The 1,330-nt window shown below is 62.1% G+C and carries 2 protein-coding genes; both read right to left on the reverse strand.

Annotated features, from left to right (window positions below):
• Window positions 1-72: 72 nt before the first annotated feature.
• Window positions 73-609, reverse strand: coding sequence for a hypothetical protein (locus tag EOA27_RS36735; RefSeq protein WP_126078097.1), 537 nt, complete (start codon window positions 607-609; stop codon window positions 73-75).
• A 373-nt stretch (window positions 610-982) separates the two neighbouring features.
• On the reverse strand, window positions 983-1,330 hold a 348-nt coding region (locus EOA27_RS41235), incomplete at its 5' end, for a hypothetical protein (RefSeq protein ID WP_189562324.1).

Genomic DNA, 1,330 nt, shown 5'->3' on the forward strand with positions numbered 1-1,330 from the left:
AATCACCCCCGCCTCAAGGGACGGGGGTGACATGCGAGGGTATCGGAAAAAGGGGGTAGCCTTTCCCGGCCCTCACAAGCTCAGCAGACGATTCAGATCCTCCTCCGTCGCCTGCCGCTCGATGATGGTGCGGCCTTGCGCGTCGGTCATCTCGAAACGGCCGTTCTGGACTTCTTCCTTCATGCCGTTGCGGTGGACGACGGTGATCTTGTTGCCGTCGATCGAGAGCGTGTCGCCGGTTGCCGCGTTGGTATAGCTGCTCTTGCCGCCGGGATTGGCATGGCCCTTTCCGCTGTTGTTGCCTGGTCCCGCATTGGGGTTGCCCCCGCCGGCATTGCTGTTGTCGGAATTGCCGCCGGCGTTGCCGGAATTCGAGCCGCCGGCCGAGCCGGAGTTGGAGCCACCTGCGGAGCCGGAGTTGGAACCGCCGCCGGAACCCGAATTGCCGCCATTGCCATTGCCGCCGCTATTGCCGTTGCCGGCGTAGGCGGCGGACAACAGCTTTGTCACGTTGCCGGGCGCCAGCAGGCAGGGCGCGACCACAACCGCCAGCGCGACAGCGAGGCGCAGCGAGAGGTCGGCTAGCCTTTTGCGGGCGGGTTGGCGCATTCTTTTCCTTCTTGCCAGTTCCACCTCGATTTGCCGAAGGTCCGCTTTCGGCACGGGCACCGCGGAACCGGTCGCTTGACGGAGGCAAGGATCACATTCCTCCGACGCGACGAAAGCGGCCCACGACCCATGCTCCGGCCGATCAGACCATTTCCGCCGCCATGGGTGACCAATGTCGCAACAGCAGCAATCGCCGCAGCTTGAAAAAATTACCCCCGCACGGAGGCGGGGGTAAGGTGAGTAGCCAGATTCCATCGCAAGACGATCAGGACCGCAGAGACGAAGCAAAAGGTGGCAACCTGATTTTGCAGCGCTGACCTTCGGTCCCTTAAGATCTAATCCGGATAAAACCTCGCTCTCACAAACTGTGCTTTCACAAACTGTTCAGGCGATTGAGATCGGCCATGGTGGCCTTGCGGTCGACGATGGTGCGTCCGTATTTGTCTTCCATCCTGAACCGGCCCTTCTCGATCGTCTCCTTCATTCCGTTGCGGTGCGTGACCTGGATGCTGCCGGCGGTGGCCTCGACCTTATCGCCGGTCGCCGCGTTCACGTGGCTGTCGACATCGGCGGCGCTTGCCTGGCTGGCGCTGTTGCTCGAGCTGTTGTTCCCGCTGCTGTTGCCGTTACTGTTGCCGTTTCCGTTTCCGCTGTTTCCGCCGCTATTGCCGTTCCCGCTATTTCCGCCGCTGTTCCCGCTATTTCCGCCGCTGTTCCCGCT

This window comes from Mesorhizobium sp. M2A.F.Ca.ET.037.01.1.1 (assembly GCF_003998075.1).
Classification (GTDB): Bacteria; Pseudomonadota; Alphaproteobacteria; order Rhizobiales; family Rhizobiaceae; genus Mesorhizobium.

Excerpts from the sequence above, each read along its gene's own strand:
- EOA27_RS36735 (WP_126078097.1), bottom strand. The coding sequence starts at position 609 with ATGCGCCAACCCGCCCGCAAAAGGCTAGCCGACCTCTCGCTGCGCCTC.